The organism is Serratia sp. LACPHL-BACT-2024-00286 (assembly GCF_043109535.1).
Lineage (GTDB): Bacteria > Pseudomonadota > Gammaproteobacteria > Enterobacterales > Enterobacteriaceae > Serratia > Serratia sarumanii.
In genome coordinates this window covers 25,680-47,979 of record NZ_JBICNA010000006.1, presented here as the reverse complement: position 1 = coordinate 47,979, position 22,300 = coordinate 25,680, and the positions used below count along the sequence as shown (strand labels likewise).

Annotated in this window: 22 protein-coding genes; 17 read left to right on the top strand and 5 right to left on the bottom strand. The window is 61.5% G+C overall.

Annotation, left to right across the window (positions count from 1 at the left end; genetic code table 11):
- Window positions 1-269 precede the first annotated feature (269 nt).
- Genes ACF8MC_RS18250 through ACF8MC_RS18235 form a run of 4 tightly spaced genes read left to right on the top strand, consistent with a single transcriptional unit; the run spans window position 270 to window position 2,492 of the window.
- Window positions 270-1,274, top strand: a complete 1,005-nt coding sequence (locus tag ACF8MC_RS18250) for a hypothetical protein (protein ID WP_164105646.1) — start codon at window positions 270-272, stop codon at window positions 1,272-1,274.
- Window positions 1,274-1,663 (top strand): hypothetical protein, encoded by a 390-nt coding sequence (locus ACF8MC_RS18245; protein ID WP_033652822.1) that lies wholly within the window; start codon window positions 1,274-1,276, stop codon window positions 1,661-1,663. Before ACF8MC_RS18250 ends, ACF8MC_RS18245 begins: the two co-directional genes overlap by 1 nt.
- A 27-nt stretch (window positions 1,664-1,690) precedes the next feature.
- Window positions 1,691-2,083, top strand: a complete 393-nt coding sequence (locus ACF8MC_RS18240; protein WP_164105644.1) for a hypothetical protein — start codon at window positions 1,691-1,693, stop codon at window positions 2,081-2,083.
- A 13-nt stretch (window positions 2,084-2,096) separates the two neighbouring features.
- On the top strand, window positions 2,097-2,492 hold the full coding sequence (locus tag ACF8MC_RS18235) for a hypothetical protein (RefSeq protein WP_164105642.1): 396 nt from the start codon (window positions 2,097-2,099) through the stop codon (window positions 2,490-2,492).
- On the opposite strand, the gene ACF8MC_RS18230 is transcribed toward ACF8MC_RS18235, so the two are convergent.
- Window positions 2,483-2,800, bottom strand: a complete 318-nt coding sequence (locus ACF8MC_RS18230; protein WP_164105692.1) for a hypothetical protein — start codon at window positions 2,798-2,800, stop codon at window positions 2,483-2,485. The two genes, ACF8MC_RS18235 and ACF8MC_RS18230, sit on opposite strands and share 10 nt — an antisense overlap.
- Before the next feature lie 245 nt (window positions 2,801-3,045).
- Between ACF8MC_RS18230 and ACF8MC_RS18225 the strand changes: the two genes are divergently transcribed.
- The 13 genes from ACF8MC_RS18225 to ACF8MC_RS18165 all read left to right on the top strand — a co-directional run bounded on the left by ACF8MC_RS18225 (window position 3,046) and on the right by ACF8MC_RS18165 (window position 17,094).
- Window positions 3,046-4,416, top strand: coding sequence for a glutamine synthetase family protein (locus ACF8MC_RS18225; RefSeq protein WP_060439129.1), 1,371 nt, complete (start codon window positions 3,046-3,048; stop codon window positions 4,414-4,416).
- A 35-nt stretch (window positions 4,417-4,451) separates the two neighbouring features.
- Window positions 4,452-4,856, top strand: a complete 405-nt coding sequence (locus ACF8MC_RS18220) for a GNAT family N-acetyltransferase (protein ID WP_230199957.1) — start codon at window positions 4,452-4,454, stop codon at window positions 4,854-4,856.
- A gap of 13 nt (window positions 4,857-4,869) precedes the next feature.
- Window positions 4,870-5,559 (top strand): trehalose-6-phosphate synthase, encoded by a 690-nt coding sequence (locus ACF8MC_RS18215; RefSeq protein WP_033652815.1) that lies wholly within the window; start codon window positions 4,870-4,872, stop codon window positions 5,557-5,559.
- A gap of 678 nt (window positions 5,560-6,237) precedes the next feature.
- On the top strand, window positions 6,238-7,764 hold the full coding sequence (locus ACF8MC_RS18210; protein ID WP_152692907.1) for an ABC transporter permease subunit: 1,527 nt from the start codon (window positions 6,238-6,240) through the stop codon (window positions 7,762-7,764).
- A 15-nt stretch (window positions 7,765-7,779) separates the two neighbouring features.
- The gene (locus ACF8MC_RS18205; RefSeq protein ID WP_049212501.1) at window positions 7,780-8,571 is read left to right on the top strand and encodes an ABC transporter ATP-binding protein; all 792 of its coding nucleotides are present in this window, start codon (window positions 7,780-7,782) and stop codon (window positions 8,569-8,571) included.
- 32 nt (window positions 8,572-8,603) lie between these two features.
- Window positions 8,604-9,686: a porin gene (locus ACF8MC_RS18200; RefSeq protein ID WP_164105640.1), complete on the top strand. Its 1,083-nt coding sequence runs from the start codon at window positions 8,604-8,606 to the stop codon at window positions 9,684-9,686.
- A gap of 585 nt (window positions 9,687-10,271) precedes the next feature.
- Window positions 10,272-11,051, top strand: coding sequence for an ABC transporter ATP-binding protein (locus ACF8MC_RS18195; protein ID WP_074027157.1), 780 nt, complete (start codon window positions 10,272-10,274; stop codon window positions 11,049-11,051).
- 112 nt (window positions 11,052-11,163) lie between these two features.
- Complete coding sequence (locus ACF8MC_RS18190) at window positions 11,164-11,856, top strand: MgtC/SapB family protein (RefSeq protein ID WP_019453282.1); 693 nt, start codon at window positions 11,164-11,166, stop codon at window positions 11,854-11,856.
- 27 nt (window positions 11,857-11,883) lie between these two features.
- Window positions 11,884-12,768, top strand: a complete 885-nt coding sequence (locus ACF8MC_RS18185; protein ID WP_033652809.1) for a LysR family transcriptional regulator — start codon at window positions 11,884-11,886, stop codon at window positions 12,766-12,768.
- A gap of 261 nt (window positions 12,769-13,029) precedes the next feature.
- A complete protein-coding gene (locus ACF8MC_RS18180) occupies window positions 13,030-15,210 on the top strand; it encodes a carbon starvation CstA family protein (protein ID WP_164105638.1) in 2,181 nt (726 codons plus the stop codon).
- 217 nt (window positions 15,211-15,427) lie between these two features.
- Window positions 15,428-15,631 carry a YbdD/YjiX family protein gene (locus ACF8MC_RS18175; protein ID WP_004953088.1) on the top strand — a complete coding sequence of 68 codons (204 nt, stop codon included), beginning with the start codon at window positions 15,428-15,430 and terminating at the stop codon, window positions 15,629-15,631.
- A gap of 21 nt (window positions 15,632-15,652) precedes the next feature.
- Window positions 15,653-16,615 (top strand): GTPase, encoded by a 963-nt coding sequence (yjiA, locus tag ACF8MC_RS18170; RefSeq protein WP_164105636.1) that lies wholly within the window; start codon window positions 15,653-15,655, stop codon window positions 16,613-16,615.
- A 56-nt stretch (window positions 16,616-16,671) separates the two neighbouring features.
- Window positions 16,672-17,094 carry a hypothetical protein gene (locus tag ACF8MC_RS18165; protein ID WP_033652806.1) on the top strand — a complete coding sequence of 141 codons (423 nt, stop codon included), beginning with the start codon at window positions 16,672-16,674 and terminating at the stop codon, window positions 17,092-17,094.
- A 157-nt stretch (window positions 17,095-17,251) separates the two neighbouring features.
- Here ACF8MC_RS18165 and ACF8MC_RS18160 read toward each other — a convergent pair whose 3' ends face one another.
- Genes ACF8MC_RS18160 through ACF8MC_RS18145 form a run of 4 tightly spaced genes read right to left on the bottom strand, consistent with a single transcriptional unit; the run spans window position 17,252 to window position 22,286 of the window.
- A complete protein-coding gene (locus ACF8MC_RS18160) occupies window positions 17,252-18,478 on the bottom strand; it encodes a RhtX/FptX family siderophore transporter (RefSeq protein WP_164105634.1) in 1,227 nt (408 codons plus the stop codon).
- 3 nt (window positions 18,479-18,481) lie between these two features.
- On the bottom strand, window positions 18,482-19,903 hold the full coding sequence (locus tag ACF8MC_RS18155; protein ID WP_060422620.1) for a PepSY domain-containing protein: 1,422 nt from the start codon (window positions 19,901-19,903) through the stop codon (window positions 18,482-18,484).
- Window positions 19,900-20,148, bottom strand: a complete 249-nt coding sequence (locus ACF8MC_RS18150; protein ID WP_033652804.1) for a hypothetical protein — start codon at window positions 20,146-20,148, stop codon at window positions 19,900-19,902. Before ACF8MC_RS18150 ends, ACF8MC_RS18155 begins: the two co-directional genes overlap by 4 nt.
- On the bottom strand, window positions 20,148-22,286 hold the full coding sequence (locus ACF8MC_RS18145; RefSeq protein WP_193145599.1) for a TonB-dependent siderophore receptor: 2,139 nt from the start codon (window positions 22,284-22,286) through the stop codon (window positions 20,148-20,150). The genes ACF8MC_RS18150 and ACF8MC_RS18145 overlap by 1 nt, the downstream gene beginning before the upstream one ends.
- Window positions 22,287-22,300: the final 14 nt, after the last annotated feature.

Here is a 22,300-nt window from a genome sequence, read left to right as displayed (position 1 = left end):
CATCTCCTGATTATAGAGTACAATCTATGACAAGACGATAGACCGGAATATATAATTTTCTCCAGACCGCCATTGGCGTTTTGCCTGGCAGCTCGCAAAAGAAACCGATAAGACACCATTCAGCAATTCAATCGAAAAAAGGAAAGGAGTGGCAGATTTAGCGAAATACCGCTGTTTTCAGATGATTCTCCGATCGAGAGCGTGAGCCAGAACCTGTTACCACCCTGTAGAAAATGTTAAGTTTCCTAAAAATAAGGAGGCTTTTCGACATGGAACAGAAGTCCAGCATCATCGCACCGGGCTATTGCATCGCCCAACAAACCGGCCCGCTCGCCTTCCACGCCAACTACCTGTTCGGTGGCAAGCTATCGGAAGCGGCACGCTTTTTTATGCAGCTCAATGCCGATACGCCGCTGGTTCAACCGGGGCAAATGCTGATCGTCGCCGATCCGCGCAATCATAATCAATCTACGCAGATCGCCGCCCTGATGCAGGCCAAGAGCCGCACCAGCAAAGCGGTGAAAGCCGGTGACAGCGATTTCTCCACCTTCTTGCACCGCAATTACGCCGCTATCGCCGCCTTCACCAGCTATGGGGAAACGGTCGTCGGGCTGGCTTCGGATGCCGGAGAACGCTACTTCAGCCAGATCAAAAATATCCTGGTCGAGATTGAAAAAACCTACCAAAATCAGTTCCGCACGAGTGGCGCTTTGATTGGCACGCAGTTTCAGGTGGAACGGGCGCGGCTGTTCGGTACATTAAAACCATTACTGAATCGCCTTACTCGTGCTCAACTCAATATGAAAGAGTATGCGCAAATCAAACACGCGCTGGGGCTCTCCAGTAAATCGCTGGTGCATGAATGGAGCACTGCCGGCGTCGGTGCCATCAAGGGCTATTCGAACTACGTCGACAGCGCCAGCCGTGCGGCCAAGTTTATGAAAGCCGGCGGCTGGATCGGCATCGGATTGAGTGGGCTGAACACCACCAACGACGTCTACAACGCCTGCACCACCGGCCGTGAACAGGAGTGCGCCAAGATCGCGGTGAAGGGATACAGTCATTTTGCGGCAAGTACTGCGGCGGAGATTTTGGGAGGTGAAGGTGGTGCGATGTTAGCAATGACAGCTTGTAGTATCGTCTTAGGCGCCTCCACGTTTGGTACCGGTATTTTAGCTTGCGGTATAGCAGGCGCTGCTCTGGGTGGCGCAGCTGGCAGTTGGGGTGGCGGTGTAGCCGCCGACAGCATTACTGGTTTCATTTTTGGTGAATAATGAAAATCGCTATCGTCCTGTTCTTCACTCTGACATTGATTAGCGCCCTGGTTCAGTACCTTTACTATCGGCGCTATAAAAAAGAATTTTCTGAATTCTATCAACGTTATGTACAAAGCGCCCATCCCTTGCCTCCATTTGTCATCTTCGCGGATAACCTTGGTTTGCTCGGTGTGTCTATCAAAGCGCAATGGTTCCGTTGGATATTGAATGGCAGAAAAATAAAGATAGGGAAAAACGCTTTTCTGAGCCCAAAAACCTACGAATTCGTGAATGAAAACACATCTCAACGCCTCAAAAACTGGCTTCGAAAAGACTTCATCTTAAGCGTGCTGAAAATGGGGTGTTTGGCGTTGATGTGTATCTTTGCTTTTTTGAGCAAGGCATAACGCCCCTTGAACCTTAGCCGGTGGCTTATGAAAACAGCATCACTTATTGCAGCCGTGCTGCTCTTACTTTGTTGGCTTGTTCAATATATTTACTCTCGTCGCTATAAACGCGAGTTCGATGTTTTTTATCAACGCTATACCCAACAGGGCCACTTTGTCCCTGCTCACGTCGCAATTGCCGATGGCCTTGGCTCTTTAGGTACTTCCATCAAAGCCCAATGGTTCAGATGGATCCTTTGCGGGAAGAAAATCAAGGTAAAGAAAAACCAATATCTTCCCGCCAAGATCTATGAATTTGTTCGTCTTTCATCATCTGAACGCTTGCAGACCTGGATGAAAAATAACGGCACGCTTTTGGCGCTGGAAGGCGTGCTCTTCATCATGGCATTGATCTTTATGATAATAGCGAGAATGTCGTGATTCAGGCTGCTCAATGAAAACCCTTGTCATATTATGCTTAACGCTGCTGGTTTTAAGCGCCTGCATCCAATTCATTGGCTACCGTCGCCATAAAAAAGAGTTTGACGCGTTCTATCAACGTTATGCCGGCAGTGGACATTTTATTCCGCCCCACCTCGCCTTTGCCGACGGCCTCGGCATGCTAGGTACCTCATTGAAGGCACAGTGGTTTCTTTGGATCCTGAAGAGGAAAAAAATCAAGATTAGGGGCCAGGTTTGGCTCGATGCGAAAACCTATGATTTCGTGCAAAAAACCGCCTCTCCTGAGCTACAGAAATGGCTGGCGATGGATTTTATACTTTTACTCGTAGAGGCCATTATTACCACCGTGGGCTGTATTTTTATTTACCTCATCAAGCATCAAGGTTGAGCAGACGCGTTGCTCCCCTCCACCGCCTGCACCGCCGCCTTCTGCGTGGCGCGCTGATATAAGCACAGCTCCCTGCCCGGCTTGTTTTTCATAAACGGCTGCGGGTAGCGCCCGCCGATAAACAGCGCCGAATAGCCGACGTCGTCGCCGTAGTGAACGATCGCCCCTTCCACCCTGGCGTTTTTTAGCCCGCTGGTTTTCAGGCAGGCGGCGCGCATCGCCCTTTCGCTCTCGGCCCACGCCTGTGGGGAAGACGCGGTGGCGTTGAACGCGGCCAGCGCGGCGATAAGCAGCCCTATTCTCTTCATCATTGCCTCTCCTTCAACGACCCGTCTCGCCAGTATAGACCGTGCCGGCGCGGCCAACCCGCCAACGCCGCCACGCTCTTTACGGCATTTTTATTCCACGCCCCGTTAACGTTACGGCGTTTTTACAGACAGTTTTTGCCGCCGCAGATACCCTTTTCACATCGCCGCTATGGCCTCACAAGAGAGTTGTCCCATGCGTTTATCCCTGCCTCTGGCCGTGACCGGTCTTCGTTCTGGAGCGCGCCATGCATTCTAATATCATCGGCTTCAATCCGCTGCTGGCGGAGCTGCCCGCTTCGCCAACGCGCGCCTTCCACAAAGAGCTGGAACACTACCTGCAGCGCTATCCGCAGACCGAACAGTTGGATATTTATCTGCACGATCTGAACGGCCAACTGCGCGGCAAGCGGCTGCCGATCGCCGAAGCCTTTGGGCTGGAGAAAGGCTGCTACTTCCCGCTGTCGATCTACGCCCTGGATCTGCACGGCCGGGTGATTGAAGAAAGCGGGCTGGGGCAGCGGGCGGGCGAGCCGGACCGTCTGTGCCTGCCGGTGCCCGGCACGCTGCGCCCCTGCGCGCGCGATCCCGAACGCCACGCCCAGCTGCTGCTGACGATGCAAAATGCCGACGGCGGCGCCTGCGAGCTGGAGCCGCGCGTGGTGTTGCAACGGGTGCTGAAGCGCCTGCACGAGCGCAACTGCTTCCCGGTGGTGGCGGCCGAACTGGAGTTCTACCTGCAGGATCCGCAGCACCCCGCCGCGGCGGAAGCCTGCCCGACGCAGAGCTTCGCGGTGGATGCGCCCGAGCGCCACCATGCGCTGCTGAGCGACATCGAACGGCACGCCCGCCTGCAAAACCTGCCGTTGACCGGCGTGGTGGCCGAAGCCGCCTCCGGCCAATATGAGCTGAACCTGCATCACAGCCGGCGCGTGCTGGAAGCCTGCGACCAGATCATGGCGCTAAAGCGCCTGACGCGGCAGATTGCCGAGCAACATCACCAGCACGCCTGCTTTATGGCCAAGCCCTGCGCCCACGCCGCCGGCAGCGGGCTGCATTTCCACATCAGCCTGCAGAACGAGCACGGCGAGAACCTGCTGACCGGCGCGCCGGGCGAACTGAGCGACAACATGCAGCAGGCGATGGCAGGCATGCTGGCGCTGATGCCGGCGTCGATGGCGATCCTGGCGCCCAACATCAACGCGTTTCGCCGCTTCCGCCCCGGCATGCACGTGCCGCTGCGCGCCTCCTGGGGCCACAACAACCGCACGGTGGCGCTGCGCCTGCCCTGCGCCGACAGCGCCAACCAGCGCATCGAATACCGCCTGGCCGGCGCCGACGCCAACCCTTATCTGGCGCTGGCGGTGATGCTCGGCGGCCTGCTGCACGGGCTGGAACACCCGCTGCCGCTGCCGCCCGCCGCCAACGGCTGCGAGAGCGACAACGCCGCGCCCTTGCCGCTCGGCCAACAGGAGGCGCTGGCGCTGTTCCGCCACAGCGATCCGCTGCGTGAGCTGCTCGGCCCGGCGTTCTGCACCCTGTGGCACACCTGCAAAAGCGCCGAACTGCGCCGCTTCGAGGAACAGGTCACCGCCGCCGAACTCGGCTGGATGCTGTAACCCCCCGGTTCATTAACCTAAGGATAATCATGAATATGCAACCGCAACGAGCGCCCGTGCAGCCGCTACTCTGCTGGCGCAAAGGCGTTTTTCATATCAGCACCGATCGGCAATTGTTGGATATCGAGGCGATCCAACGTTTTCTCAGCCTGCCGGATCGGGCGGCGGCCGAGCGCCTGGTGTACCACGGCCTGTGCTTTGGCCTGTACCGCAAGCGCCACCTGCTCGGCTTCGCCCGCATGGTGACCGATTACGCCACCTTCGCCTCGGTGAGCGAACTGTTCGTCAGCGCCGAATACCGCGGCGTCGGGTTGGGAAGCTGGCTGACGCGCTGCTGCCTGGCGCATCCGGCCTTGCGCGGCCTGCGCGTCACGCTGCCCGCCCTGCAAGCACCCTGGCGCGCCGATGGTTCGGCACACGCCCTGCGCGCCCTTCACTGATGAGGAGACCCCCATGTCTCGTTTGGTGCTGATTTCCAACAAGCAGTGCGACGGTAAGGATCTGGCCTGCGCCGGCCAGACGCTGGCGACCGATGCCGAACCGGGGCTGTGGCTCGGCTGGAACGGCGACGTGCAGAATTTCGCGCAGCGCCCGATCAGCTGCCGGCAGCGCGCCGGTTACGATCAGGTGACCTTTCCGCTGTCGATCGAGGAGTTTCGCCGCCACTATCAGGGCTATTACCACGACGGCCTGTGGCCGGTGTTCCACAACCAGCCGGAGAAGGCGCACTTCACGCCGGAAAACTACCGCGCCTATCGGCAGCTGAACCGCCGGTTTGCCGATATCGCCTGCGAGCACCTGTGCCCCGGCGATACCGTCTGCATCGACGACTACCAGCTGCTGCCCTGCGCCCAGGCGCTGAAGGAGCAAGGGCTGCTTAACGCCTGCGCGTTTTTCTTCCACCTGCCGTTCCCGTCGGCGGCGCTGCTGCGGCGCATCCCGGAACATCGCCAGCTCATCGCGTCGCTGCTGTTCTACGATCTGATTGGCTTTACCACCACCGACGATCGCAATGCCTTTCTCAGCTGCCTGGCCGCCGAGTTCCCGCTGGAGATGCTGCCCGACGACCAGATCCAGGCCAACGGGCATATTTTCGCCACCGGCATTTTCCCCGCCGGCATCAACGGCAGGCAGGTTTATTGATTTACGGCGGCGCGCACCCTTCAGGCGCGCCGTTTTATTTCGCCGCGATTTATTTTTACCGTCTTTATTGCCATCACCATGCGTTATTTTATTTTCCGGATATAGCGATTAAAAAATGAATATTTATCCTGTTACACATCAACCGTAAAAACCGCGCGACGCCAATTGCTTTTTATTGGCGAAAAACATTACCCTCTCCCTGCCATATTTAAACCGAGGAGGGCCCCATGGGCGATGAAAGTTTTAGTTTTACGCTAATGCTATTGGGCGTCTTTCAGTAATGCCATCCGCGTTGCATTCTGAAAGACACGGAATGCGGCAACCGTTCCCCTTCTGACGGCCTTTCCCACTCTGCCGGCCCACCCATCGCCCCGCTGCGAAAACAACGTCTGTCTCACCGCTACAGCGGTATTTATCTGGTGTCGCCGGGCATATTCCCCGAGCGCCGACGGATTTCTTATGGGAAAAATAAGGTATTGCGTTATGCAAAATAACCGGGGTACATCTGTTTTCAGAAAGTCTTATTTAAATGACTTTATCGTTATCGCCATCGGTGTTTTTTTCATTGCCTTTTTTATTCGTGCCTGGGGTGACATGCACGGTGACTTCAATGAACAAAACGTCTCTGCCATTAGTCTTGATGCCTGGAACCTGCTTTATTATTCGCTCAGAACCAGCATGCGCTTTCTCCTCGGCATGGCCTGGTCGCTGCTGTTTTCTGTAGTATTCGCCGTGCTGGCCGCACGCTATACGCCACTGCGCCGGGTGATCCTGCCCTTCGTCAACTTTATGGAGTCGGTGCCGCTGGTAGGGTTCCTGACCTTCACGACCGTGTATTTTCTCAACCTCTACCCGCACAGCGTGATGGGGCTGGAGTGCACCGCCATCTTCGCGGTGTTTACCGGCCAGGCTTGGAACATGATGCTGACGCTGTATCAGACGCTGCGCATCGTGCCCAAGGAGCTGGATGAAGCCGCCCGCAGCTTCAATTACAACCCGTGGCAACGCTTCTGGCGGCTGGAGTTCATCTATTCGGTGCCGGGCCTGCTGTGGAACGCCATGGTGTCGCAATCCGCCGCCTGGTTCGCCCTGGTGGCCTCCGAAGCCATTCCGGTCGGCGATCGCTCGGTCGAACTGCCCGGCGTCGGCTCCTACATCGCCGAAGCGCTGGCGCAGCAGAACGTGCCGGCGATCCTGTATGCGATCGTCGCGCTGGCCGCCAACATCGTGCTGCTCGATCAGCTGGTTTTCCGCCCGCTGGTGCGCTATACCGCGCGCTTCAAATACGAAGACGTCACCGCCAGCCGGCCGCTCGGCAATCCGTGGTTCTACAACAGCCTAGCCTTCTCGCACGTCGGCGCGGCGCTCGGCCGCACGCTGCGCGCGCTGGCTGACCTGTGGCTGTTCAAGCTGCCGCGGCTGTGGTACGCCCTCGGCCTGCACCGCCTGTTCAGGCTCACCGCCAAGGGGAACTGGCTGTGGCGCAGCCTGTGGTATCTCGGCGTGGTGCTGGCCTGCATCTGGTTCGGTTACCGGCTGTGGGAATACTTCCCCAAACAGTACTTCGCCATGCTGCCGGAATGGATGCTGCTCACCACCGCGCGCGTGGCCGCGGCCATGCTGCTCAGCGTGGCGATCCTCACGCCGCTGGGGGTGTGGATCGGCATGAATCCGCGGCTGGTGAAGATCTTCCAGCCGATCATCCAGATCCTGGCGGCCATTCCGCCCAACATTTTCTACCCGCTGATCGCCGCCTTCATCGCCATTTATCATCAGGATCTCGGCTGGTGGGCCATCCCGATGATCATGCTGGGTACCCAGTGGTACGTGTTGTTCAACGTGATCGCCGGCGTTTCCGCCATTCCAACGCAGATCACCGAGGTCAGCGAAAGCTTCGGGCTGCGCCGCTTCCGCTGGTGGCGCTACTACATGCTGCCGGCGATCTTCCCCTACATCGTGACGGGCATCATCTCCGCCGCCGGTGGCGCCTGGAACAGCGCCATCGCCGCCGAGGTGATCCAGTGGGGCAGCACCACCCTCAGCGCCACCGGGCTGGGCGCGTTCATTTCCGTGGTCACCGACGCCGGCAAGAACCCGGAGTCCGCGCTGGGCTGCGCCGCCATGTGCGCGCTGGTGGCGCTGTGCATCATCTTCGTCTGGCAACCGCTGTATCGCATCGCGGAAACCAAATTCAAATATGACTGATCAAGGGGGAACAACATGCTGACTCAAGACGTGATTATCAGCGCCCGCCGGCTGAACAAGACGTTTATCGGCGAAAACAAGCGCCCCAAACCCGTGCTGCGCGACGTGACGCTGACCGTGCACGCCGGCGAGTTCGTCACCATTCTGGGGCAATCCGGCTCGGGCAAGTCCACGCTGCTGCGCATGCTGGCCGGGCTGATCCCACCGGACAGCGGCACGCTCACGCTGGCGGGCAAACCGGTCGACGGCCCGAGCGCCAACGTCGGCATGGTGTTTCAGTCCTACGCGCTCTATCCCTGGCTGACGGTGTACGACAACATCGCCTTCGGCCTGCTGGCGCAACGGCTGCCGCCGCAGACGATCGCCGAGCGGCTGGGAGCGCTGCTGCGCCTGGTGGGCCTGACCGGCTATGAGCACGCCTGGCCGCGCGAGCTCTCGGGCGGCATGCGTCAACGGGTGGGCTTCGCCCGGGCGTTGGCGGTAGAGCCCGACCTCTTGCTGCTGGACGAACCCTTCTCCGCCCTCGATATCTTTACCGCGCAAAAACTGCGGGGCGACCTGCTGGCGCTGTGGGGAGACAACCGGCTGCGCACGCGCGCCATGGTGATGGTGACACACGACGTCGAAGAAGCGGTGCTGATGTCCGATCGGGTGCTGATCCTGGACGCGACCAGCAAACGGATCGACGACGAGTTCAGCGTCAATCTCCCGCGTGCGGCGCGCAACCGGGACAGCCTGCGGCACCTCACCGATCGGCTCCGCAGCTGTCTGTACAAAAAAATCGCGCAAGCGCAATCGGCCGGTTAACGGCTCTGTTTTCATTCACTTGGGGAACTGAAATGAACCATAAAAGCGTGCTGATGACGCTGGTCATCCTGCTGCCGGCGGCCGCCACCGGCGCGGAAATCGTCAATAAAGACGGCAATAAACTGGATCTGTACGGCCAACTGAACGGCGTGCATTACTTCAGCAGCGACGCCGACAATAACGGCGACCGCTCCTATACCCGCTTCGGCTTCAAAGGCGAGACGCAGATCGGCGACGCGCTGACGGGGTATGGCCAATGGGAATATCAGGCAGGGCTCGATCAGCCGGAGAGCGCCGGGCCGGGCGACAGCTATACCCGCCTGGGCTTCGCCGGATTGACGTTCGGCCACTGGGGCAGTCTGGATTACGGCCGCAACTACGGCCTGCTGTATGACGTGGCCGGCTGGACGGACGTGCTGCCTGAATTCGGCAACGACAGCTACGAAGCGGCCGACAACTTTATGACCGGCCGCGCCAACGGCCTGCTGACCTACCACAGCCGCAGCCTGGGCGGTCTGGTCGATGGCCTGGATCTCGGCCTGCAATATCAGGGGAAAAATCGGGGGGAAGACGCTCAACGGGCGAAGGATATCCAGACGCAAAACGGCGATGGCTACGCCTTTTCCGCCACCTACGACACCGGCGTGGGGCTCAACGTTGGCGCCGCTTACGCCAACTCTGCGCGCACGCTGGCGCAACAGCGCTTCGGCCTGGCTGACGGCGATCGCGCCCGGGCCTGGACGCTGGGGCTGAAATACGACCAGGACAACCTCTACCTGGCGGCAAGCTACGCGCGCACCGAGAACATGACCTACGTCGACGGCGATCGCTACGCCGGCTTCGCCCCCCGCGCGGACGCCGTCGAGGCGGTCGCGCAGTATCACTTCGATTCCGGCGTCACGCCCTCGGTGGCCTACCTGCAAACGCGCGGCCGCAACCTGCCCGGCATTGGCAACGCCGATCTGGTCAAATACCTGGATCTGGCGCTGAATTACAGCTTCAACGCCAACATGTCGACCTACGTAGAGTACAAACTCAACCTGCTGCAACGGCAGAACGCCGTCGGCGCCGGCGCCGACGACATCGTCGAAACCGGCATCATGTATCAGTTCTGATCCTCATCCCGGCCGGAGGGCGCTCTCCGGCCGGTTTATTATGTGACTTTCCGCTGGCCTCTTATTCTCTCGTTTAATTCAGGTTTATATTTCCATAAAATGATGCCTATATTCATTCTCGCACCTTCCGTTTACGCCCCGTTTAATGAACAAAGAAAATCTTTCCCGCATTCATATTAAATTACATTTTGCCGCCATAATTCGGCGTAACCACATTGAATAACAGGCTATGGCACGCGTATTATGGCCACACGAAAAATAACGGGAGAATGATATGGACGGCGACAGTTGGTTGTTTATTTTATTGTTGGAATCGCTGAGGTCACAGGAGCAATAGTCATCCCATTGCATCCTGAAAGTGTCAGGATATAAGTCAGTTATAGCATCCCTTCGCTTTACCCTTCAGCCTCTGGCCTGCGCGCATGCCGCACCGGCACGCCCGATGGGCTAACCCCTCCAGCATAAGCGTATTAACAGTCCGATAACGGTCAGGCTTATTTGCACCCGCATTTATTTTACGCCTGTCCGGCGATAAATATCGGCCCTTTTTCCATGCTCATATTTTTAATTGGGTGGAGACAGATCATGTTGGTAAAAAAAACCACGCTGCTGACGGTCAATAACGTCAGCAAAAGCGTTCAGCCTACCGGTAAAGAAAAACGTCTGGTGCTGAATGAAATCAATTTGCGCCTTTACGACAACGAGGTCGTCAGCATTTTGGGGCAGTCCGGCTCGGGTAAATCCACCCTGCTGCGCATGCTTTCCGGCCTGATCGCGCCGGATCTGGGCACCGTGATGCTGGGGGATAAAAAAGTCTCGGGGCCGAATCCGCAGATCAACATGGTGTTCCAGACCTTCGCCATTTTCCCGTGGCTGAACGTCTACCAAAATATCGCCTTCGGGCTGCAGGCGCAGGATCTGCCGCCGCAGGTGGTCGAAGCCCAGACGCTGAAAATGCTCGATCTGGTCGGGCTCTCGCCCTACCGCGACGCCTACCCGCGCGAGCTTTCCGGCGGCATGCGCCAGCGGGTCGGCTTCGCGCGCGCACTGGCGGTAGAACCGATGCTGCTGTTGCTGGACGAGCCCTTTTCCGCGCTGGACGTCTATACCGGCGAACACCTGCGCAGCGATCTGCTGCGTATCTGGAGCACGCGCCAAATCAAAACCCGCTCCATCGTGCTGGTCACCCACAGCGTAGAGGAGGCGGTGATGATGTCTGACCGCGTCCTCCTGCTGGGCGCCGGCACCCTCGACGGCTGCTATCACATCACGCAGCGCCGCGAGGCGCGCACCCGCGAGGGGATGCAGCCGCTGACGGACAAAATCAGCGAGACGCTCAGCCGGCAGATCGCCGCCGCGCACTGAGCGCCGCCCTGGCCTGGCGGGACGGAACCCCGCCAACTTAACTACCTGTTTATCAAGAGTTACCCCGCCACGGGTGGCTCATGATAAGCGGATAATACATCGAGTTATTATCATGCATTTCATTCATACACTGCTGACGCTGCTGACCGCGTCCGTCCTGGGCGCCGCCATCGGCTACGAAAGACAGTTCCGCCAGCGCACCGCCGGGCTGCGCACCAACACGCTGGTGGCCACCAGCGCGGCGATCTTCGTCCATCTGGCCATGACCATCGACGGCAGCGGCGGCGCGGTGCGCGTCATTTCCTACGTGGTCTCCGGCGTCGGCTTTCTCGGCGCCGGGGCCATCATGAAAGAAGGGATGAACATCCGCGGCCTGAACACCGCCGCCACGCTCTGGGGCTCCGCGGCGGTCGGCGCCTGCGCCGGCTGCGGCCTGTACGGCGATGCGCTGGCCGCCACGCTGTTCGTGCTCGCCGCCAACACCCTGTTGCGCCCGCTGGTCAATATGGTCAACAAGCAGCCCTTCAATGACGTTAACGGCGAGTCTACCTACCAGATTTGCGTCATTGCCTTCGAGCATGAGCAGCGTGAGGCGCTGGCCAAATTCAAACAGGTGCTGCAAGGGGAAAACTGCTTTATCTCGCATCTGGATATCGAACCCTTCGGCGACGACGACGTGGAGATCACCGCCACGCTGATGCCGGCCTCCGTCACCACGCCGGTGCTCGACCAGACCATCAATAAATTGCTGAACGACAGCATGATGAAACAGGCCTATTACAGCCGCATCGCCGGCTCCGGCTGATGCCTTTCACTTCCAGGGAGATCAACCATGAAAACCATGCCAAAGCTGGCTCATCTGACGATGTTCAAGGACATTGTCCACTGTGGAAGCTTGCACGAGGCCGCGAAAAAGCTGGCCATCTCGCAGCCGACGCTCAGCCGGGTGCTGAAAGAGCTGGAAATGACCATCGGCGCGCGGCTGCTGGAGCGCAGCAACCGCGGCGTGCGCCTGACGGCGGTCGGCGAGCTGTTTTACCGGCGAATAGACGCCGCCACCAATCAGTTGCTCAACGCGTTTGACGAGCTGCGCGGCATGAGCGCTGACGGCGAGAAGCGCCTGCGGGTGGGGATGAGCGTCGATCCGCTGCTATGCTACCTGCCTCAGGTGCTCGAAGGCTTCAACCGCCGCTACCCGCATACCCGGGTGACGGTGGTGGAGGACGGCCCGGAAGGCCTGCTGGCCCGGCTGCGAAACTGCGAGCTGGATTTGGCGGTCAGCAGCCTGAACGGCGCGGCGGGCGGCGCCGATCTGGCCATGCAGGCGCTGAAAAGCGAGCGCTTCTCGCTCTATCAGGGAGGCGATCTAACCGCAGCCGGGCAGCCGCCGGCCGAGGCCAAATGGGTGGTGCCGCGCTCCTGCTCGGTGGGGCATGCCGCCATCCGCGAGATCGCCGAACGCTACACGCCACACGGCCAGATCGTCGAGACCGACTCCTTTCTGGCGACCTGGTGCCTGGTCAGGCAGCAGGGCTATATCGCGCTGCTGAGCGATCGGGTGGTCGCGCACTACGCCCCGCAGCTGCACCTGCAGAAAATCCCGACGCAGGAGATAGACATCAGCGCGCGCTTTTACGTCTTTACCCGCCATGAGCCGGCGACGCCGCCGCTCAGCGCCGCGTTTATCCACCTGCTGCAGGCCATGCAGACGGCCTGAGGAGACAGGCCGTCGCCCGCCGGCGGCCGAATCTCTTCTCCAGGCCGCCAACCGCTTACCCCGCCAATCCAACCGTTCACCCGGCGAATCTGACCGCTGACCGAAATACGCCTGTCTTCCCCCCTTACCCCCGGCGATGATGAGCTGTTCCTAAACCCGCCTTACCTCGGGAAAGACGCTACGGCTCACCGCGCCACTCTGACATCTCTTACAAGCGGATGAGTTCATTCATATTTTGCAGACTGGAATTAAGGATACCTCATGAAACGAGAGGGGATTTTAAAGCACATTCCGTGGATGCTGCTGGGGATACTCGGCGCAGCCTGCCTCGGCGTGGTGGCGCTGCGCCGCGGCGAACACATCAGCGCGCTGTGGATCGTCGTCGCTTCGGTGGCGGTGTATCTGGTGGCCTACCGCTACTACAGCCTGTACATCGCCACCAGGGTGATGAAGCTGGACGCCGGCCGCGCCACCCCGGCGGTGGTCAACAACGACGGCCTGAACTACGTGCCGACCAACAAGAACGTGCTGTTCGGCCACCACTTCGCCGCCATCGCCGGCGCTGGGCCGCTGGTGGGGCCGGTGCTGGCCGCGCAGGTCGGCTACCTGCCCGGCACGCTGTGGCTGCTGGGCGGCGTGGTGCTGGCGGGGGCGGTGCAGGATTTTATGGTGCTGTTCATCTCCTCGCGCCGCAACGGCGCCTCGCTCGGTGAGATCATCAAAAAAGAGATGGGGCCGATACCAGGCACCATCGCGCTGTTCGGCTGCTTCCTGATCATGATCATCATCCTGGCGGTGCTGGCGCTGATCGTGGTGAAAGCGCTGGCGGAAAGCCCGTGGGGGGTATTCACCGTCTGCTCCACCGTGCCGATCGCGCTGTTTATGGGCATCTACATGCGCTACCTGCGCCCCGGCCGCGTGGGTGAAGTGTCAATCATCGGCATCGTGCTGCTGGTGGCCGCCATCTGGTTCGGCGGCGTGGTGGCGCACGACCCGTACTGGGGCCCGGCGCTGACCTTTAAAGACACCACCATCACCTTCACGCTGATCGGCTACGCCTTTGTCTCCGCCCTGCTGCCGGTGTGGCTGATCCTGGCGCCGCGCGACTACCTGGCCACCTTCCTGAAAATCGGCGTGATCGTCGGGCTGGCGATCGGCATCGTGATCCTCAACCCTGAGCTGAAAATGCCGGCGGTCACCCAGTTCGTCGACGGCACCGGCCCGGTGTGGAAAGGTACCCTGTTCCCGTTCCTGTTCATCACCATCGCCTGCGGCGCGGTCTCCGGCTTCCATGCGCTGATCGCCTCCGGCACCACGCCGAAGCTGTTGGCCAATGAGACCGACGCGCGCTTTATCGGCTACGGCGCGATGCTGATGGAGTCCTTCGTCGCCATCATGGCGCTGGTGGCGGCTTCTATCATCGAGCCGGGCCTGTACTTCGCCATGAACACCCCGCCGGCGGCGCTGGGCATCACCATGCCGGACCTGCATCGCCTGGGCACCGAAGACGCGCCGATGATCATGGCTTCGCTGAAGGACGTCACCGTGCACGCGGCGGCGGCGGTCAGCTCCTGGGGCTTCGTCATCAGCCCGGAACAGATCCTGCAGACCGCCACCGACATCGGCGAACCTTCGGTGCTGAACCGCGCCGGCGGCGCGCCAACGCTGGCGGTGGGCATCGCCCACGTGTTCCACCAGATCATTCCCGGCGCCAACATGGGCTTCTGGTACCACTTCGGCATTCTGTTCGAGGCGCTATTCATCCTGACCGCGCTGGACGCCGGCACCCGCTCCGGCCGCTTTATGCTGCAGGATCTGCTGGGCAACTTCGTGCCGTTCCTGAAGAAAACCGACTCGTTGGTGGCCGGCATCGTCGGCACCGCCGGCTGCGTCGGGCTATGGGGCTACCTGCTGTATCAGGGCGTGGTGGATCCGCTCGGCGGCGTGAAGAGCCTGTGGCCGCTGTTCGGCATCTCCAACCAGATGCTGGCCGCCGTGGCGCTGGTGCTGGGCACCGTGGTGCTGATTAAGATGAAGCGCACCCAATACATCTGGGTGACCGTGCTACCGGCGGTGTGGCTGCTGATCTGTACCACCTACGCGCTGGGCCTGAAGCTGTTCAGCGACAACCCGCAGCTGGAAGGCTTCTTCTTCCTGGCCGGCGAGTACAAGCGCAAGATCGCCGAAGGCGGCGCCGAGCTGAGCGCCCAGCAGATCGCCAACATGAACCACATCGTGGTGAACAACTACACCAACGCTGGGCTGAGCATTCTGTTCCTGCTGGTGGTGTACAGCATCATCTTCTACGGGGTGAAAACCGCGCTGGCGGCGCACAAAAACCCGAAACGCACCGACCAGGAAACGCCTTACGTACCGGTGCCGCAGGCCACGCCCGCCGACGGCGTAACTGAGGGGGAGGTCAAAGTTTCGACCCAGCATTGATGTGATTTAACGGATACCCTGCATAATAACGTTAAGTAGTACCCAAAGCCGCACGGCCTGCGTATCGCAAGATGCCAGGCGTGCGGCGCGATGCAATCGAGATACCCGGGGCGACCCGGAGGTGGGGCATCCCTGCGGGAACCCCATCCCCCGGCTTCCCCTAATATCAGGCTTAAGCAAGCGCTGTAGTGATGCAGGGTAAAGTTGGAGAAGGCTTATGTTCGGAAATCTCGGCCAGGCGGGGAAATATCTCGGGCAGGCGGCGCGCATGTTGGTGGGCGTGCCTGACTACGATACCTACGTCCAGCACATGAAAGACAACCACCCGGACAAGCCGGTGATGACCTATAAAGAATTTTTCCGCGAGCGCCAGCAAGCGCGCTACGGCGGCGACGGCAAAGGCGGCATGCGCTGCTGTTAACCCGCAGTCACAAGGACCCGTATGAAACCCATCGCAGTCACCATCCTGACCGGCTTTTTGGGCGCCGGCAAAACCACCCTGCTGCGCCACATCCTGAACGCCGAACACGGCTATAAAATCGCGGTCATCGAGAACGAATTCGGCGAAGTGCCGATCGACGATGCGCTGATCGGCGATCGCGCCAGCCGCATCACCACGTTAAGCAACGGCTGCATCTGCTGCAGTAAATCCAACGAACTGGCGGACGCGCTGCTGGATCTGCTGGACGGCGTCGACAGCGGCCAGCTGGCGTTCGACCGGCTGATCATCGAATGCACCGGCATGGCCGATCCCGGCCCGATTACCCAGACCTTTTTCTCGCACGAGATCCTGTGCGAGCGCTTCCTGCTGGACGGCATCATCACCCTGGTGGACGCGGCGCACGCCGACCAGCAGCTGAGCCAGTTCAGTATCGCTCAGGCGCAGGTGGGCTACGCCGACCGCATCCTGCTGACCAAAACCGACGTGGCGCCGGACTGCGAGGCGCTGATCCAGCGGCTGCAGCGGATGAACGCCCGCGCGCCGGTCTACAAGGTGACACACGGCGACATCGATCTGAGCGTGCTGTTCGACATCGAAGGCTTTACGCTGAACGACAAGCTCAACCTGACGCCGCCCGCCCCGCTGTTCCGCCGCATCCCGCAGCCGCAGAGCGACATCCGCTCAATTGTCGTGACGCTGGAGCGCCCGCTGCCGCTGATGCAAATCTCCGACGTGATGGAAGGCCTGCTGCTGGAATACGCCGATAACCTGCTGCGCTACAAAGGCATTCTGTCTATCGAAGACGAGCCGCGCCGCCTGCTGTTCCAGGGCGTGCAGCGGCTGTATAACGCCGACTGGGATCGGGAGTGGCTGCCTGGTGAGGAACGTCGGAGCACTTTGGTATTTATTGGTGTGGATCTGCCGGAGGAGGAGATTCGTGGAAGGATTGGGGGGTTGGGGTAAGATAAACCATTCCCCAGACCAACGCGGCCCCTATCCGACAAACTCAAGGATGAACGATGGCAAACAACGTGATGCTAGTAGCATTAAAGGCGCTTAACCTGTGCGCGAGCACTTATATCGTCATCAAACTGAGCACGGTATTAGCCATCGGCATCATGTTCCTTATTGTCTCTTACGCCGGCGTGGGGGACGTTGGGCTGTCCAATCTCCTCGCCGGGGCATTCATTATCCTGCCGCTGTTGGTCGTCGTCGGCGGAACACTTATCGTCTGCGCCGTCGCCGCCTATCTCAACCTAAAGGCGCCCTATCGTAAAAAAGCGCTGTTCTTTAGCCTGCTGCTGGGCAGCATCTCTGCGGCTGGCCTGCTGTTGCCCTACACGCGCGAGTTCGCGCTATCCACGGCAGCCGCCAGCGCCCTGGCGTTGGGCAGCGCGCTGGGGATTTTTGCTTTGTCGAAGGGACGGGTTCAAGCGTTGTAGCACCTGAAAAAGGCGGGTACGCGATTATGTCTTTCCCCAATACGGCCCCGCCGCCACCGACTCGCGCTCGATCAGGCTGGCCGTGAAGCTGGGGCGCTTGCTCAGCTCGCCGCAGTTAAACATCGATAGCTGGTTTAACCGGCCCCAACTATCTCCTCTACTCTTCTTGCCGCCGCACCGCCGCAGGGTGCCGGTTGCTGGCCAGATTGATGCCCAGCAGCAGCACGGCCAAAGCGGCCGCCAACGCGAAGGAAAAACGGTAGCCCAGGCTGGCGGTCATCCCCACCATCAGCATATTGCTGACCATTTCCCCGATATCGCGCGAGCTTTGCACCATGGTCATGTCTGTGCCCGCCTGATCGCCCTGCGCAGCGAACTGCATGCCGGCAGTCATGATAGCGACCGAGGTCACTCCGGAAGCCAGCGCGCCTCCCATCACCGCGGCGATCACGCCGCCGGATTGCAGACCCCAGTTGGCCATCGCCAGCCAGCACAGCGAGGCGCACAGCGCACAACCCAGGCCAACCGCGAACGCCTTCCACACCCCGAGCCGGCTCACCAGCCAGGCGCCGCCACCGCACCCGAGCACCAGCGTCACCATGCCGCCGGCCATGCCGATCTGGCCGACCTGCGCCGGCGTCCAACCGTGATCGGTTAAAAACAGCTTGGCCAACCCGAAGCCGGATACCGCGGTCACCGCCGACAGCAGCGTGAACGTCAGCAACCGCGCCGCGCCGCGACGGCGCAGCGTGCGCAGCAGGCTGGCCGGACGCGAATCGGCGCGTTCGGGCGGCAGATCGGCGTGTTGTCGGAAGCGGCCAATCGCCAGCAGGCTGACGGCAGGGAAGATCGCCATCGCCAGCAGCGCACCCTGCACGCCTACCCGGGCACTCAGCATCATCATGCCCGCCCCGCCGACGAAGAAGCCGCTCATCACCCCGGCGATTTGAATGGCATTGACGCGCGACAGCAACTCACCGCTGACGTGTTCCGCCGCCATGCCATCAGTGGCGATATCCTGCGTAGCGCTGGCCAGCGACGCGACGGCCAGCAGCGCGACGCACAGCCCTGCCGCCGCCGCGGAAATGCCGACCGCGCTGAGCAGGATCAGGCACATCGTCACCACGCACTGCAGCGGAATAATCCAACTGCGGCGGCGTCCGAAGCGTGGCGACCAGTGATTATCCACCAGCGGCGCCCAAAGAAACTTCACCACCCAGGGCAACCCCACCAGCGGCAAAAACGCCAGCGCCTGCAGGCTGGCGCCGTCATGGCGCAGCAGGGTCGGCAACGCATCCATGGCGATGCCGATCGGGATGCCCTGACTAAAATAGAGCAGCCCCAGGGTCAGCACCAGATGCCGATGTTGCAATAGTTGTCGCATGTTTTACTCCAATTGGCGCGGCCAGGCACCGCGCGATTGCCATAACAAGGAGCCGGCGGCGAACAGAGCCGCGCTGACTAACAGTAAAGCGCTGTCCAGCCAGTACAGGCCGGGGCCGGCGCTGAGCATATGGCCGAGCGCCGCCACCAGCAGCGCCGTACCGCTGGCCATTCCGCTGAGGAACAATAACCACCCCGGCCAAACTCGCCACGCCAACAGCGCCACCGCGCCCCACATTCCCCAAAACAGCCAGGCGGCAGGGAACGCCGCCAGCGGCCGGGCGGCCAACAGCAGACTTCCCGCCACCGTCAGACCACAGCAGACGCCGGTGATAAAGCGCGCGGCACGGCGCTGCGGCTGCCGTAGGCACCACAATCCCAGCCCGCTCAGCGCCAGCGTCGCCGCGCCGAACCCGGCCAAAAAATGCAGCGCGCTCACCGCCGCCGCCGCCCGCGGCAACCAGGCGTATTGGCCATAGTGCAGCGGCTGAACGGCGATGAACGCGCGCGTCCATGGCCCCTGATGAGCGGCGCTGCGCCGCATCAGCGCCGGCTGCTCGCCGCTGCCGAAACGAAATTGCTCGAACAGCGCGCTGCTGGGAATACCGCGAGTGACGCCGCCCACCGCCAGCAATGCACCATCCGGCGCGCGCTGCAGGGTTTGCGGCGTAAATTCCGGTGCCTGGCGCCGCAGCGCCGCCATCGTCTGCGCAAGAGTACGCCCGGCGTCAGGCAAGGGCGGTGCAGGTTGCGCACCGCCCATCAGCTGCGCCATCACCCGCTGCGGCGCACCGGGGCTGACGCGGTCGGCCAGCAGCACAGTACCGAGCGCGCCGAGGCCGGATAACGCGCCGGTCAAAGCGAACATCACCAGCCACGGATAGCACCAAAGCCCCAACAGATTGTGCAGATCGAACAGCAGCACCCGCAGCCCCTGACGCCGCCGCAGCTGCAACAGCTGGCGCAGCCGTCGACCATGCAGCGCAATCCCGCTGATCAGCAGCAAAGCGAACGCGATGCCGAACAAACTGAGAAACACCCGACCGGGAAAGCCGAGAAACAGGTTCTTGTGCAGCGTCACCAACAGCGTGGTAGGTGCCGTCAGGCTGACCAGCCGCCCGCTGACGGCGCTCAGCGCGAGGGCGCAGTCGTCCGGGGCGCGGCAAAAGCGAATCACCGGATAACGCGCGCTCGGCAGCATGACGTAAGGCGCCGCGCCGTCTTCACCGTAGGCTTTCGCGTCGTCCAGCAGCTGCGCCAACGGCCGTTGCTCGCCGCTCATCGTCACGCCGTTCCACCACAGCGTGAAGCTGTCGCCGGCCAGGCTCCAGCAGCCGGTGAACAGGACCACGAACAGCGCGCAGCCGAACAACGCGCCGCAGCCCCGATGCAGCGACGCCAAAGCCCGTCGCGCGACGGCGTTCATCGCCACGCCTCCAGCAGCGCCAGCGGCAGCGGCCACCACAACCAGGCGCGCAGCAGCGTGCGACGCCAGTCCGGCGCCAGCAGGCTATACGTCAGCAACGCGATGCCGCCGAACAACGCCAGAAACAGCGCGCCGTAAAGCCGATCGAGCGGGTCGGCCGAGGGATAGCCGCGCGCCAACAGCAGCGCCAGGGTAACGCCCCCCATGGCGCTGCCGAGGCACGCCGCCCATACGCGCATATTCATCAAAACTCGGCCTTGACGGTGAACATCAGGTTGCGCGGTTCACCGTAACGGTTGTTCCACTGCGGCGAGAAAAGCCCGGCGTAGTAGCGGCGATCGAACAGATTGTTGACGTTGAGCGCCGCCGACCAGGTCTCGTCGATGCGATACCCCAGCCGTGCGTTGACCAGCGCATAGCCGCCCTGGCGCAGCGTCGTCGCGCCATTGGCGCTGCTGAACGCGCTCTGCGCCTGGATGCCGCCGCCGATGCTCCACTTGCGCTGATCCCACGGCAGGTCGTAATCGCTCCACAGCCGCAGCATATGACGCGGCGTCAGGCTGTTGTAGGCGCGCCCCTGGTTGCCGGCGTCGCGGGTGTAGCGCGTGTCGGTATAGGTGTAGCCGAGCGTGACGTCCCACCATGGCGTGAGGTATCCGCGCCCTTCCAGCTCGAGGCCTTCACTGCGAGCCTTGCCGCCGCTGATATACCAGGTATCGAAACCGCCGCCCGGGTGATCGGGATCCACCTGCGGGTTGTTCTCCAGATCGATGCGGAACGCCGCGGCCGAGAGGTTGAGCGCGCCATTCATCAGCGACGCCTTCACCCCGCTTTCCAACGTGCGGCCCTCCACCGGCTTAAGCATCTGCCCGCTCCAGGTTTTGCCGCTCTGCGGCTGAAACACCGTGGCGTAGCTGGCATACCACGACCAGTCTTTGGCGAAATCCCAGATCAGGCCGCCGTAGGGGGTCAGACGCGCGTTCTCTTCCAGAGTGTCGCTGGGCGAACGCAGTTGCCACCAGCTTTCGCGCGCGCCGGCCACCAGCGTCAGCGGCTCCGCCAGTTTAATGCGGCCCATGCCGTACACCCCGTGCTGAACGGTTTTGGTCGACCCCGGCGAGCTGTAAGCGCCGATCGCTGGCTTCGGCACGCCGTGCGGATCCCAGCGGTAGACGTTCACCGGCACCTGAAACACCGAATCAAACCGTGCGGTGAACTGTTCTTCTTCGGCATGGGTGTAGCTGGCGCCGACGACCAGCTCGTGCCGCAACCCCCAGGCGTCGATCTTGCCGTTCAGGCTGGCGTCCAGCCCCAGCTGCTGATTGCGAAAACGATAGGCGCCGCCCATCAGCGCCGCGCCGTCGCCGGTGGCCGGATCGACGTTGCCCCAAGCGCCGGCATACAGCAGGCGAGACTTGGCGTGCAGATAGTCGCCGCTCAGCTTGGCCTGCCAGTCGTCGTTCAGCCGATGCTCCACCGCGGCGAACAGCCGCGTGGTGTCCCATTTGAAGCGATCCCAGTCCACGTCCAGATAGGTGCTGCGCGGCAGGTGCAGATCGCTGCCGTCTTTCCCCATCGGCACCCCGGCCATATTGGTGACGGAATCGATGGTTTGGTACTGCGCGCCGACACGCAGCAGGGTATCCGGCGTCAGATCGGCGTCGACGGTGGCATACAGCAAACGGGTTTTCTGATCCGAGACGCGATAGAAATAATCGCGATCTTCCCATGCCATCACCGCACGGCCGCGCACGCTGCCCGACGCGTTCAGCGGGCCGCCCACGTCCGCTTCGCCGCGATACTGATTCCAGCTCCCGGCGCTGGCGGTAAACTGCGCGCGGTTTTGCGCCAGTCCGTGCTTGCGCACCATGTTGACCGTGGCCGCCGGGTTGCCGAGCCCGTGCAGCAGGCCGTTGGAGCCGCGCAGGATCTCCACCCGCTCATACACCGCCATGTCCTGCGGCGAGCTGGCGGTATTGCCCAGCAGCGTCGGCACGCCGTCCAGTTCGAACGAATCGATCTTGAAGCCGCGCGCATACCACGCGGTGGTCAGCAACACGAAGGGGGCGCTGGTGACGCCGGTGGCGCGCGTCATCACCGCATCCAGCGATGTGAGATTCTGCTGCTCCATCTGCTGGCGATCGATCACGCTGACCGACTGGGCCACTTCACGCGGTTTCAGCGGGATTTTCCCCAGCGTGGTGACGCCGGGAGCCACATAGTCATCCCGCGCCGCCGCGCCGGCGGTCACGGTGAGGGTATCTTCTTTTACGTCCGTTTTGGCCGGCGCATCCTGCGCCAGCGCCCCGGTGCCGCACAGCGCGCACAGCAACGCGCCGCGGCGCATCGCGGCCGCCACTGGTGAGAGGTGAATGAGTCGCATGTTTTTCCCTGATT